At 67.6% G+C, this 12,265-nt stretch carries 12 protein-coding genes and 2 tRNA genes; 3 read left to right on the top strand and 11 right to left on the bottom strand.

Translation table 11 applies throughout. The features are described from left to right. Positions 1-5 precede the first annotated feature (5 nt). Together rfaE2 and kdsA are read right to left on the bottom strand one after the other, a co-directional pair. The gene (rfaE2, locus tag ACP7AZ_RS02335; RefSeq protein ID WP_426035682.1) at positions 6-1,478 is read right to left on the bottom strand and encodes a D-glycero-beta-D-manno-heptose 1-phosphate adenylyltransferase; all 1,473 of its coding nucleotides are present in this window, start codon (positions 1,476-1,478) and stop codon (positions 6-8) included. 18 nt (positions 1,479-1,496) lie between these two features. Next, a complete protein-coding gene (kdsA, locus tag ACP7AZ_RS02330; RefSeq protein ID WP_426035680.1) occupies positions 1,497-2,387 on the bottom strand; it encodes a 3-deoxy-8-phosphooctulonate synthase in 891 nt (296 codons plus the stop codon). Between the two features lie 93 nt (positions 2,388-2,480). On the opposite strand from kdsA, the gene ACP7AZ_RS02325 reads away from it, so the two are divergent. Beyond that, positions 2,481-3,938: a cryptochrome/photolyase family protein gene (locus tag ACP7AZ_RS02325; RefSeq protein WP_426035678.1), complete on the top strand. Its 1,458-nt coding sequence runs from the start codon at positions 2,481-2,483 to the stop codon at positions 3,936-3,938. A gap of 9 nt (positions 3,939-3,947) precedes the next feature. Here the strand turns inward: ACP7AZ_RS02325 and ACP7AZ_RS02320 are convergent, their stop codons facing one another. Next, positions 3,948-5,513: a cryptochrome/photolyase family protein gene (locus ACP7AZ_RS02320; protein ID WP_426035676.1), complete on the bottom strand. Its 1,566-nt coding sequence runs from the start codon at positions 5,511-5,513 to the stop codon at positions 3,948-3,950. On the opposite strand from ACP7AZ_RS02320, the gene sseA reads away from it, so the two are divergent. Continuing rightward, entirely contained in the window at positions 5,512-6,348 is an 837-nt protein-coding gene (gene sseA / locus ACP7AZ_RS02315; RefSeq protein ID WP_426035674.1) for a 3-mercaptopyruvate sulfurtransferase, read from the top strand. The genes ACP7AZ_RS02320 and sseA overlap by 2 nt on opposite strands. Before the next feature lie 3 nt (positions 6,349-6,351). Here the strand turns inward: sseA and ACP7AZ_RS02310 are convergent, their stop codons facing one another. Together ACP7AZ_RS02310 and ACP7AZ_RS02305 are read right to left on the bottom strand one after the other, a co-directional pair. Then, complete coding sequence (locus tag ACP7AZ_RS02310) at positions 6,352-7,680, bottom strand: dicarboxylate/amino acid:cation symporter (protein ID WP_426035672.1); 1,329 nt, start codon at positions 7,678-7,680, stop codon at positions 6,352-6,354. Positions 7,681-7,728: 48 nt separating this feature from the next. Then, positions 7,729-8,868, bottom strand: a complete 1,140-nt coding sequence (locus ACP7AZ_RS02305; protein WP_426035670.1) for an amino acid ABC transporter substrate-binding protein — start codon at positions 8,866-8,868, stop codon at positions 7,729-7,731. Between the two features lie 79 nt (positions 8,869-8,947). Here ACP7AZ_RS02305 and metC point away from each other — a divergent pair, with 79 nt between their 5' ends. Then, the gene (metC, locus tag ACP7AZ_RS02300; protein WP_426035668.1) at positions 8,948-10,120 is read left to right on the top strand and encodes a cystathionine beta-lyase; all 1,173 of its coding nucleotides are present in this window, start codon (positions 8,948-8,950) and stop codon (positions 10,118-10,120) included. Here metC and ACP7AZ_RS02295 read toward each other — a convergent pair. The 6 genes from ACP7AZ_RS02295 to ACP7AZ_RS02270 all read right to left on the bottom strand — a co-directional run bounded on the left by ACP7AZ_RS02295 (position 10,117) and on the right by ACP7AZ_RS02270 (position 12,176). Next, a complete protein-coding gene (locus ACP7AZ_RS02295; RefSeq protein ID WP_426035666.1) occupies positions 10,117-10,377 on the bottom strand; it encodes a hypothetical protein in 261 nt (86 codons plus the stop codon). The genes metC and ACP7AZ_RS02295 overlap by 4 nt on opposite strands. A gap of 20 nt (positions 10,378-10,397) precedes the next feature. Beyond that, a tRNA-Arg gene (locus ACP7AZ_RS02290) sits at positions 10,398-10,474 on the bottom strand. Positions 10,475-10,590: 116 nt separating this feature from the next. Next, a complete protein-coding gene (locus tag ACP7AZ_RS02285) occupies positions 10,591-10,896 on the bottom strand; it encodes an ETC complex I subunit (RefSeq protein WP_303695702.1) in 306 nt (101 codons plus the stop codon). Positions 10,897-10,968: 72 nt separating this feature from the next. Then, positions 10,969-11,045: transfer RNA gene (locus ACP7AZ_RS02280), tRNA-Pro, on the bottom strand. 67 nt (positions 11,046-11,112) lie between these two features. Further along, the gene (locus ACP7AZ_RS02275; RefSeq protein WP_426035664.1) at positions 11,113-11,589 is read right to left on the bottom strand and encodes a DUF192 domain-containing protein; all 477 of its coding nucleotides are present in this window, start codon (positions 11,587-11,589) and stop codon (positions 11,113-11,115) included. A gap of 23 nt (positions 11,590-11,612) precedes the next feature. Then, positions 11,613-12,176 (bottom strand): cold-shock protein, encoded by a 564-nt coding sequence (locus tag ACP7AZ_RS02270; RefSeq protein ID WP_426035662.1) that lies wholly within the window; start codon positions 12,174-12,176, stop codon positions 11,613-11,615. Positions 12,177-12,265: the final 89 nt, after the last annotated feature.

Raw genomic sequence — 12,265 nt, 5'->3', positions numbered from 1 at the left:
CCGCATCAGCCGGCCTCTCCGAGGGTGCTCTCAGCTATCTTCTCGATCGTCCGGGTGGTGGAATAGCCGTCGGCGAACGCCGCCAGACGCACTTCGCCGCCCCAGCTCTCGACCAGATCGCCGCCGACCACCCCCTCGCGGGTGTAGTCCGCGCCCTTGATCAGGACGTCGGGGCGCAGGCGTTCGATCAGGGACAGCGGGGTCGGATCGTCGAAGGAGGTGACGCGGTCGACACTGGCCAGGCCGCCGATGACCACGGCGCGGCTGTCGAGATCGTTCACGGGACGTCCATCGCCTTTCAGGCGGCGCACCGACGCATCGGTGTTCAGGGCCACGACCAGCCGGTCGCACCAGGATCGCGCCTGGGCCAGATAGGCGACGTGGCCGCGGTGCAGGATGTCGAAACAGCCGTTGGTGAAGCCGACCTTCAGTCCCTGACGGCGCCAGGCCTCGACCTCGGCCGTGAGATCGTCGAGCGCCGTGACCTTGGCAAGGGCGGCACCGGCGTGCTGGCTCATCTCGGCCTCGATCAGTTCGCCCGGAGTGACCACGGCCGTGCCGCTCTTGCCGACCACGACGCCGGAGGCCAGGATGGCCAGCTGTACCGCCTGTTCCAGCGAGGCCCCGGCGCCGAGCGCCAGACCCAGGGCCGCCAGACCCGTGTCGCCGGCGCCGGACACGTCGAACACCTCGCGCGCGCGACCCGGGAAATGCTGGACCGTCTCTCCGCGGCGCATCAGGCTCATGCCCTTTCCGGCGCGGGTGACGACGATCGCCCTCGCGGTTGTGGCGGCCAGCAGGGCCTCGAGCGCGGCCTCAATCTCGGCGTCGGTCTCGACCGGCAGGCCGGTGGCGCCGGCCAGTTCTGAGGCGTTGGGCTTGATCAGGTCGACCGCGCCGTAGCGGGCGAAGTCGCGGCCCTTGGGATCGACGATGACTACGGCGCCCGTCTGTTGCGCCTGCCAGAGAGCCGAGCGGATCAGGCGCTCGGTGATGACACCCTTGGCGTAGTCGGACAGGAGGATGGCGGAAGCGTTTGAAAACACGTCCTCGCGGGCGAAGGCGCCGACCGCGATTTCTTCCTCGTCCAGCCGCATCAGCTGCTGACCGCTCGAGACGTAGCGGGTCTTGACGATGGTGCCGGCGGCTTCGGTCCGATCGATGAAATCCTCGATCCGGTCTTCGGCGGCGACCAGCCGGGCCAGTTCCTCACCCGCTGCGTCCACGCCCGTGACGCCGCCCAGCCGGGCCAGACCGCCAAGGGCCGCGACATTGCGCGCCACATTGCCGACGCCGCCCGGCATGGACACCGTGCGGCGAGAGCGCAGCACCGGGATCGGAGCTTCTGGGGAAATCCGGCTGACCTCGCCATAGACATAGCGGTCCAGCATCAGGTCGCCGACACAGGCCACCGTCTGATCGCGCGCGCGGTCGAGCATGCTTTGCAGGGCGCCGAGGTCCAGGGTGCGATCAAACATCGCCTTCGCCTATCGGATTCAGGCCGCCTTCGCCATCCGCGCCTTCGACAGGTCGTCATAGGCCAGCAGCTCGGCGGCCAGGCCCTCGAACTGATCCAGTGGCACCATGTTCGGGCCGTCCGAGGGGGCGTGGTCGGGGTCCTGGTGCGTTTCCATGAAGACGGCGTCGACGCCGACGGCCACGGCGGCGCGGGCCAGGACCGGGACGAACTCGCGCTGGCCGCCCGAAGACGTCCCCTGCCCGCCCGGCTGCTGGACGCTGTGGGTCGCATCGAACACGACGGGGCAGCCGATCTCGCGCAGGATCGGCAGGGCGCGCATGTCGGAGACCAGGGTGTTGTAGCCGAAGCTGGCGCCGCGCTCGCAGGCCATGACGTTCGGATTACCCGCGCCGACGACCTTGGCGATGACGTTCTTCATGTCCCAGGGGGCCAGGAACTGGCCCTTCTTGATATTGATGGCCTTGCCCGTCGCGGCGGCGGCCAGCAGCAAGTCCGTCTGGCGGCTGAGGAAGGCGGGAATCTGCAGCACGTCCACGGCTTGGGCGGCCTCGCGGGCCTGTTCCTCGGAATGGACGTCGGTCAGGACCGGCAGGCCAGTGACCTCGCGGATTTCGGCAAAGATCGGCAGGGACTCCTTCAGTCCCAGGCCGCGCGCGGCGCTGGCGGAGGTGCGGTTCGCCTTATCAAAACTGGTCTTGTAGATGATGCCGACATTCAGACGCTGGCCGATTTCCTTCAGGGCATGAGCCATCTCGAGGGCGTGCTGGCGGCTTTCCAGCTGGCACGGGCCGGCGATGAAGGCGATGCGCGCCCCGCCGCCGATGACGACCGGCGTAGTGATGCCGTGGCCTGACAGGGTGATGACGGAATTGGGAGCGCTCACGGGCGGGCCTTCTCTTTGAGACATTCTGACGGATGGCGCGTTGGCGATGCCACGCCTATGGGGCGGTGAGGTGGCCCCGCGCGCCTTGTTTTTCAACCTACCACGGAGATCCGAGGCGTGACCACTGAAGGCGAGCCCCCCGTCATCCTGTGGTTCCGCCGCGACCTGCGGCTGGCCGACAATCCCGCGCTCGAGCGTGCCCATGCGACCGGCCGGCCCATTGTCCCTGTCTATATCCACGACGAGGGTTCGGCGGTTCGGCGCGAGGGGGCAGCGAGCCTGTGGTGGCTGGACAAGTCCCTGCGCGCCCTGTCTGCAAGGCTGGCGGAACGCGGAGCGACCCTGATCCTGCGCCGGGGCGATTCGGACGCCGAACTGCGTCGGCTGATCACCGAGACGGGCGCGCAAACGGTCTTCATGAACCGTTTGTTCGAGCCCGACGCCTCGCGCCGCGATTCCGATATCGCCCACGACCTGAAGGCCGAGGGCGTCGAATGCCGGGGCTTCAACGGCTCGTTGTTGTGTCGGCCGGGGGCGGTGCTGAACGGGACGGGCGGGCCGTACAAGGTCTTCACGCCGTTTCTGAAGAGCTTGCGCGCGCAGGCGGAGGCGCCGCCACACACGACGGGACCGACGTCGTTCGGGGCGGTCGCGACGCTGGACAGCGACACGGTTGACGACTGGGGGCTGCACCCCTCCGATCCGGACTGGTCGAAGGGGTTCGACTGGACGCCCGGTGAGGCTGGCGCGGTCGAGGCGCTGCGGCGGTTCACATTGTCGGCGCTGAAGACCTACAGCGTCGGCCGCGACCGGCCGGCGGAGATCGGCGGCAGTCGCCTGTCGCCGCACCTGCATTGGGGTGAACTCAGCCCGTGGCGGGCGTGGACCGCTGTCGAGGAGGCGGAGCGAGCGGGCCAGGCCCCTGCGGCCGAGGCGGACAAGTTCCTCGCCGAGATCGGCTGGCGCGAGTTCTCCGCCCATCTGCTGCATCATTTCCCGACCCTGCCGGAGCGGGCGTTCCGGCCGGAGTATGACGCCTTCCCCTGGCTGGATGACGACACGGGGTTCACGGCCTGGACGCGCGGCCTGACGGGGTACCCGATCGTCGATGCCGGCATGCGCCAGCTGTGGGCGACCGGCTGGATGCACAATCGGGTGCGGATGATTGTGGCCTCCTTCCTGATCAAGGATCTGCTCATCGACTGGCGCCGGGGCGAGGCCTGGTTCTGGGACACTCTGGTCGATGCCGACCTGGGGTCGAATTCGCAGAATTGGCAGTGGGTCGCGGGGTCTGGAGCCGACGCCTCGCCCTATTTCCGCATCTTCAATCCGGTCACCCAGGGACAGAAGTTCGATGCCGAAGGCCGATATGTCCGCCGCTGGGTCCCCGAACTGGCCCGCATCCCGAACAAATGGGTGCATGCGCCCTGGACCGCGCCGCCCGAGGTCCTGCGTGAGGCCCGCATCCGTCTCGGCCATGACTATCCGAGGCCGGTCGTCGATCACGCCGAGGCCCGCGACCGGGCCCTGGCGGCGTTGAAGGCGATCAGCGGCGGCGCACGGGCCGACGACTGACGGGACGCGCTATTCCCGCCGGGGAACCGCGCCCAATCTGTCACGAGCCGCTTCGGCGTCGTTCAGCAAGGCTGCCCGACGCTCAGGTCCGAAGTTTTCCAGGGTGCGGTAGGGCATGGCCAGCCGAACGTTACCGCGCAGCCGCTTCTGGTTTCGTTCCAGAAAACCCCAGTACAGACGATTGAACGGACAGGCGTTTTCACCTGATTTGGCCTTCACGTCGTACCGGCACGATCCGCAGTAGTCGCTCATCCGGTCGATGTAGGCGCCGGACGCGGCATAGGGTTTCGAGCCCATGATTCCACCGTCGGCAAAGGTGGCCATGCCGCGCGTGTTGGGCATCTCCACCCACTCATAGGCGTCGGCGTAGACCACCATGTACCACTCGTCGATCTCGTCGGGATGGACGCCCAGCAGCATGGCGAGATTGCCGGTGACCATCAGCCGCTGGATATGGTGGGCGTAGGCGTGGCTGCGCGTCTGGGCGACGACGTCGGCGACGCAGGCCATGTCGGTCTCACCCGACCAGTAGAACCCCGGCAGGGACCGATCTGAGTCGAGGAAGTTGCGCCGCCCATAGTCCGGCATCTTCAGCCAGTAGATGCCGCGCACGAATTCCCGCCAGCCCAGGATCTGGCGGATGAAGCCTTCGACGGCGTTCAGCGGCGCGCAACCCGCGCGATACTCGGCTTCGGCGCGGCGGCAGACGTCGAGCGGATCGAGCAAACCCAGGTTGAGCGAGGTCGAGATCAGCCCGTGCCACATCCACGGTTCGCCCAGCGCCATGGCGTCCTGCCAGTCGCCGAAGTTGGGCAGGACGTTTTTCATGAAGTCTGCGAGGACGCTCTCGGCCTGTTCGGACGTCGTCGGCCACCCGAACTCATCGAGGTCACCGAAGTGATCCGGGAACAGACGCGCCACATCCGTGATGGCCGCCCGCGCGATCTCGTCGGGCGGGGTCCGCAGGCGCGCGGGCGGGCGCAGGCCCTTGGTCAGGCCCTTGCGGTTCTCGGCGTCGTAGTTCCATTTGCCGCCGACCGGCTGGCCGTCGTCGAGAAGGATGCCGGCATCGCGACGCATCTCGCGATAGAAGAACTCCATCCGCAGCTGGGACTTCCCGGACGCCCAGCGCCGGAAGCGGTCGTGCGGGCAGATAAAGCGACGGTCCTCGCGGATATCGACCGGGACCGCAGCGATTTCCGCGAAGGCGGCGAGCGCCTCGGCCAGCCGCCATTCGCCGCATTCGGTGATCACAACCCCGCTGAAAGGCTGATCGTCGAGCGCGCGGTGCAGCTCACAGACGATCGAATGGGTGTTTGCAGGATCGTCGATGCGGACGTAGCGCACCGCGACGCCGCGCGCCTCAAGCCTCAGGGCGAAGCTGCGCATGGCGGCGAAGATCAGGGCGATCTTCTGCTTGTGGTGTCTGACGTAGGTGGCCTCGTCGTTGACCTCGGCCATCAGGACGACGTCGCGCGTCGGATCGAGACCCTCCAGGGCGGACAGGCTGTCGGACAACTGGTCGCCGAGCACCAGACGAAGCCTGGCTGTCGCTCTCGTGGTAGGCTCGGTCATGACCACATTCCCTGCTCTCGTCTCCGCAACCGAACTCCTTACCGCGTCCGGCGATTCTGACCTTCGGATTCTCGACGCCAGCTGGCATCTGGACGGCACGCCCGCGCGGCCGATCTTCGAGGCAGGGCATGTGCCGGGGGCGGTCTTCTTCGATCTGGAGGCGATCTCGGACCGGAACGACCCCCTGCCCCACATGATGCCGTCGGCTGGTCAATTTAGCGAACAGGCTGGTCGACTTGGCGTGTCGGAGACGGACCGGATCGTCGTCTATGACACCTTCGGTCTTTTCACGGCGGCGCGCGCCTGGTGGATGTTCCGCGCCATGGGCTGCGACCGGGTTCAGGTGCTGGATGGCGGCCTGCCGGCCTGGAAGCGCATGGGCGGATCGCTGGAGACCGGGCCCGCCTCGCCCCGCCCGGCCGTGTTCACAGCCGACCCCCGGCCGGACATGATCGCCGATGTGGCACGGGTCCGGGCGGCGCTGGACGCCGGAGAGCCGGTGCTCGACGCCCGCGCCGCCGTCCGTTTCGCCGGGTCCGCCCCCGAGCCGCGCCCCGGGCTGCGCGCGGGTCACATGCCGGGCGCGGTCAACCTGCCGTTCGGCGAATTGCTGACGGCCGAGGGGTTGATGCGTGACCCCGAGGCGCTGGAAGCAGCCTTTGCGGCGCGGGGGCTGGACCCTGCGGACAGGCCGATCACCAGCTGCGGCTCCGGCGTCACCGCCGCCGTGACCCTGCTGGCCCTCGCCCTGCTGGGGCGCGAAGGCGTGCTCTATGACGGGTCGTGGGCCGAATGGGGCGGCCGGGACGACACAGAGGTCGTCACCGGCCCCTGAGGATCAGGCGACGGACGCCACGGTCGGCGGCGTTGCGGGCTCGGGCGAAACCGGGTCGTCCTTCTCGCCGCGAGAGACGACGGTGGCCAGGACCAGGTCGCCCGTCACGTTCAGCACGGTCCGGCACATGTCGAGGAAGCGATCGACGCCCAGGATCAGGCCGATGCCCTCGGCCGGCACCCCGACCATGACCAGGATCATGGCGATGACCGGCAGCGAACCCGCCGGCACCCCGGCTGTGCCTACGCCGCCCAGGATGCAGACCAGCATCACCACGACCTGCTGGGTCAGCGACAGTTCGATCTGGAAGAACTGGGCCAGGAACAGCACCGTGACGCCCTCGAACAGAGCCGTGCCGTTCTGGTTGGCGGTGGCGCCGACGGTGAGGACGAAGCGGGCGATCTTGCGCGGCAGCTTCAGCTCTTCCTCTGCCGCCTTCAGCGACACGGGCAGGGAGGCGTTGGACGACGCGGTCGAGAAGGCCACGATCATCGGGCGCTGCACGCCCTTGAAGAAGGTGATCGGGTTCATGCCGCCGCCGATCCAGACGACCAGCGGATAGACCACGAACATGTGGATCGCCATGGCGCCCACGGCCACGCCGACATAGGCCGCCAGTCGCACCAGCAGGTCCCATCCGAACAGGGCCGCCAGGTTGAACATCAGGCAGGCGATCGCGATCGGCGCCAGCTTGATGACCAGGTTGATGAGCTTCATCGTGACTTCGAGAATGCCCTCGATGACGTTCTGCAGCTTGTCGGTGTTGGGGCTCTTGGCCATGACAAGGCCGATCCCGAACAGCAGGGCGAAGATCATGATCGGCAGGATCTGGTTCTCCGACGCCGCCGTGAAGACGTTCGACGGGATCAGGTCCAGGAAGAAGGTACCGAACTGGACGCCTTCCGGCGCCCGCTCCACGATCGCCGCGGCGCCGTCCGCCCCCTGGGCGAGAAGCAGTTGGGCCAGGGCCGGATCGACACCGTCGCCGGGGCGGAAATAGTTGACCATGCCCAGACCGATCACCACCGCGATGCCGGACACCAGGATGGTCAGGAGCAGGGTCTTGATGCCCGCGCGACCCAGGGACTTCAGGTCGCCCATCTCGGCCACGCCGACGACGAGGGCGGAGAAGAGCAGAGGGATCACCAGCATGAACAGGAGGCGCAGGAAGATCTGTCCTGCCGGTCCGGTCACGTTCGAGGTCAGCCACTGGACCCAATAGGTCTCCGGCCCGATGTACTGATTGACGTACAGGCCTCCGCCCAGGCCGATCACGAACCCGATCAGCATCAACCAGTGGAGCGGAATGCCGCCCTTCTTCGTCGTATCCATTCGTCCCCCGAAAGCCGCCGGCTGCGTCTTCGCAGCCGCGCTAGATCATCATCGCACCGGCAGGCCGTAGATCAGCCCGCCCGGTCTAGCGTTCCATTGTGCATTCAACCCGCGCGCCAGGTCGAGAGGCGATTGCGAACCAAGGTTCCGGTCGAAGATTTCGCCATAGTTGCCGACCCCCTCGACAGCGTCCGCCGCCCAGGTCTTCGACAGGCCCAGCCGCGGGCCGAAATCGCCCTCCGCGCCCAGCAGGCGGCGGACCTGTGGAACGCTCGAGGTATCTGCCTGCTCATCGACGTTGGCCTGGGTCACGCCCATTTCCTCGGCAAGAATCAGGGCGTTCAGGGTCCAGCGCACGACAGCGGTCCATTGCTCGTCGCCGCGGCGGGTGACGGGGCCCAACGGCTCCTTGGAAATGACGTCCGACAGGACGACGTGCTGCTGAGGGTCCGCCAGGGTGGTGCGTGCGGCGGCCAGGGCCGAGACGTCGGCGCTCAATGCATCGCAATCCTCGCGGCCATAGGCCTGACGCGCGGCCTCCTCGGTCGGCAGGACCACGGGGCGATAGTCGATGCCCCGGCTGCGGAAATAGTCGTCGGCGTTGAGGGCGCTGGTCGAGCCCACCTGAACGCAAACCCGAGCGCCGGTTAATTCCGTGGCGCTGTTCAGGTTGAGCGAGCGACGGACCAGGAATCCCTGACCGTCATAGTAGTTCACCCCGGCGAAGGCGAGTTGGCCGCCGGTGTCGCGCTCCATGGTCCAGGACGTATTGCGCCACAGGACGTCGATCCGCTCGTCGGCCAGGGCCTGGAACCGGTTCTCGGCCGTCAGGGGCACGAACCGCACGGCGTCCGGGTCGCCGAAGATGGCCGCCGCCAGACCACGACAGAAGTCTACGTCGAAGCCGCGCCACTCTCCCCGATTGTCGGTGTAGGCGAAGCCGACCAGACCCTGGTTAACGCCGCAGTTGAGCCGTCCTCGCCGCTTGATCGCGGCCAGCGTCGGGCTTTCGACAGCTGCGGTCGCCGTCGGGGTCGCGCCCGTCCTCGCCTCCGTGACCGGGGCTTCGGCCTCACGATCACGGTCGCCGCACGCGGCCGCCATGGTCAGGGCTGCGAGGCCCGCCATCCGCATCCAGAAAGCCGAGGTTGGTCCACCCATGGTCTGTCCCGCGTTCGCTGTCGTCACGACTCTCCCGCCGCGACCCCTTGCGCCCCCGCTGCTTTAGAGGCCTTTGGGGCTTCGTTCGCAACCCGTCGAGGCCGCCATGGATCCGCTTTCCGACCGCACCCGGCTGATCGCGGCGGCGACCCGGCGGGGAGACGGACGCCGTCCGGTCAATCCTCCGATCGAGCGCGCCTCGACCATGCTGTCGGATGCAGTCGGCGACATGCGCGACTCCGGGCTGGGGCCGCTCTACGGCATCGACGGTACAGCGTCGCAGGATGCGTTGAGACGCGCGATCGCCGACCTGGAGGGCGCGGAGGGCTGCTGGCTGGCGCCGTCCGGCCTCGCCGCCATGACCCTGCCGCTGCTGGCCCTGACGAGGCCCGGTGACGAGGTTCTGACCACAGACGCCGTCTATGGACCCGTCCGGAGATTCCTGAGCCGCTACCTGGCTGTGCGCGGCGTCACGGTCCGATTCCACTCCGCCGACGCCTCCGCCCAGGAGATCGCGGCGACGATCTCCGACCGCACGCGGGTGGTCCTCATCGAAGCGCCCGGATCGCTGACGTTCGAGATGGTCGACGTTCCCGCCGTGGCCGCCGCCGCCCGTTCACGGGGCGCCCTGACCGTCATGGACAACACCTGGGCCGCCGGACTGGCGTTCAAGCCGCTCGCCCATGGCGTCGACGTCAGCGTCCAGGCCCTGACCAAATACGCCGGCGGCCATTCCGACCTGCTGCTGGGGTCGGTCTGCGCGCGCGACGCCGGGGTCATCAAGGCCATCGCAGAGGCCCATGAGGACATCGGCCTCTGCGTCTCGCCGGACGATGCCTGGCTGGCCCTGCGCGGCCTGCGCACCCTGCCTCTTCGCTATGCGGAACAGGCGCGGTCGATGATGCAGGTCGCCGGCTGGCTGGCGCGCCGGCCAGAGGTCTCGCGCGTGCTCGGCCCCGCCCTGCCCGGCGACCCGGGGCATGCGCTGTGGGCGCGCGACTTCACCGGCGCCGCATCCCTGTTCGGGGTGGTGATGAAGGGCGGGGATGCGAAGGCCGCCCAGGCCTTCCTCGACACCCTCAGCCTCTTCGGGCTCGGCTACTCATGGGGCGGGTTTGAGAGCCTGATCACCTTTGAGACGCCGCAGATGGCGTTCCGGGAGAGGCCGCCGACGCTGGAGGGGCCGCTGCTGCGACTCCACGTCGGGCTGGAGGATCCGACGGAACTTGTCGCGGATCTGGAGGTCGGGCTCGCCGCCTGGCGGGCTGCCCTGCTCTAGACGCCGATCTCGGGCATCATGCCGGTGACGAACGAGCGCATGCCGGTCTCGGGGCGGAGCATGCCGCGCAGCAGGTTCACCGTCACCGCCGCATTGTCCTCGAACACGAAGCGGCTCCGGGTGAATTTGCAGTTGGCGAACCCGGGCTGTTCCACGCCCTTGAACACCAGCTGCGCATTCCTGAATTCGCAGTCGATGAAGCTGTTTCCGTCGAGAAGCTGACGGCCTTCGAGAACCTGATTGCGGATTTCGGCCATGGGGGTCCTTGCGATCGGGATGGCGCGCCCAGCAGGACTCGAACCTGCAACCGTCCGCTTAGAAGGCGGGTGCTCTATCCGGTTGAGCTATGGGCGCGTGTTCGGGAGCGTTAGCCGCACCGCCCGTGCGGCTCAAGCGATGGCTGGTCAATGGTCGAGTTCGCGGCTCAAGTCGTGAGCCGCCGCGCGGCGAGCGATCGCCGCCCTCTTGAATCAGTGCGTCCAGGACTGCTTGCGGGCGGTGGCGAAATTGTCGGCATAGGCCTTGAGGATCACCGGCGGTTCCTGGGGCTCATGCAGACGGAACGGAATGCCATGGCGTTCGGCGTAGGCGACGGCCTCTTCCTTTGTCTCGAATGTCAGGCGGACCTGGCCGTTCATGTCGGAAGAACTGGTCCAGCCCATCAGCGGATCGATGGTGCGCGCCGACGCCGGCTCGAAGTCCAGCCGCCAGTCCTTCGACTTGGCCTTGCCTGACTGCATGGCGGTCTTTGCGGGGCGATAGATGCGGGCCAGCATGGGCAGTCTCACAACATCCGTGGCTCAAGCAGCGAGACGCCGCGCGTCGAGCGGTAGCCACTCAAGGGATAATGGTCGGAGTGAGAGGATTCGAACCTCCGACCCTCTGGTCCCAAACCAGATGCGCTACCAGGCTGCGCTACACTCCGGCGGAGGTGTCTGCCAGCATCCGGCCCAACCTGCAACGTAAGAATGGGCCGCGACGCCAGATCGAGCTCAGGGGCGGAAGAAGGGGTGGACAACCTTGTCGCCGGCCTTGGCGCCGATCTCTTCCGCCCGGCCGGCCCTGAGTTCCAGCACGCCATTGGCGGCGCCATTCGACGGCAGCGGTGCTTCCGAATAGGGGGTTGCGTGGTGGGCGATCGAGACGATGCTGCCCGTCGGGTCGATGTAGAGGATGTCGAGCGAGCTGGGCGTATTGCGCATCCAGAATGACCGCTCCGCGGAATCGGGGAACTGGAACAGCATGCCGCGGTCGTCGGCCAGCGGCGGGCGGAACATCAGGCCGCGCTCGCGTTCCGGCTCGTCGTCGGCGATCTCGACCAGGAAGTCGTGCTCGCCCGAGGCGGTGACGATCTTCAGTGCCTCCAGCGGACGACCGGCTTCATCGACGGGTGCGGAGGATTTGGCGCAGGCAGACAGGACCAGGCCGAGGGCCAGGGTTCCGACAATGAGGAGACGTCTCGACAGCATGACCGCCCTTTCGGGGCGACCGATCAGTCGCCCGGTCTGATTTCCGCGACCACCAGACCCTTGGGGCCTTCGGCGAATCGCACCGCGACCGTCTCGCCGGGGACCAGATCGTCCAGTCCGCAGCGACGCAGGGTCTCGATGTGGACGAAGATATCGCCAGGATCGGTCGCGCGCACCACGAAACCGTATCCCTTGGTGCGATTGAACCATTTCACGGTGGCCACCTCGAGCACGCCGGCGGCCTCGGCGTCCCCCGGCTCGCGGATTGCGTGCGAATCCGCCCGCATCCCTTCGTAGCCGGATCGCCGAGCAGGCGCCTCGACCTCGCCTTCGCCAAGTTCGTGGACCTGGACCACCTGCCAGCCCTTGGGGCGGCGCGTGCAGTCGCATTCGATCGGAGCGCCTTCGCCCGCACTGTCCCAGCCGCCGTCCCTCAGACTGCTGATGTGCAACAGAACGTCCTTGGCCCCTGTCTGGGCCGGGTCATCGGGCACGATAAAGCCGTAGCCCTTGCCCGCATCGAACCATTTTACCCGGCCGGCGATCCGGACCATGTCCGGCGCGTCCAGCCCCTCGTAGTCAGACACTTCAAACCCCCCGCCCGCTCTCCCGACGGACGGTTCACGTTTAACACGGTTCTGTGAACGCGGGAAAACCGAAAAACGCCGGTTTCAAC

The organism is Brevundimonas sp. DC300-4, from assembly GCF_049897365.1.
In the GTDB taxonomy this organism is placed as follows: domain Bacteria; phylum Pseudomonadota; class Alphaproteobacteria; order Caulobacterales; family Caulobacteraceae; genus Brevundimonas.
The sequence above is the reverse complement of the archived record's forward strand: the minus strand, read 5'-3'. Positions and strand labels throughout refer to the sequence as shown.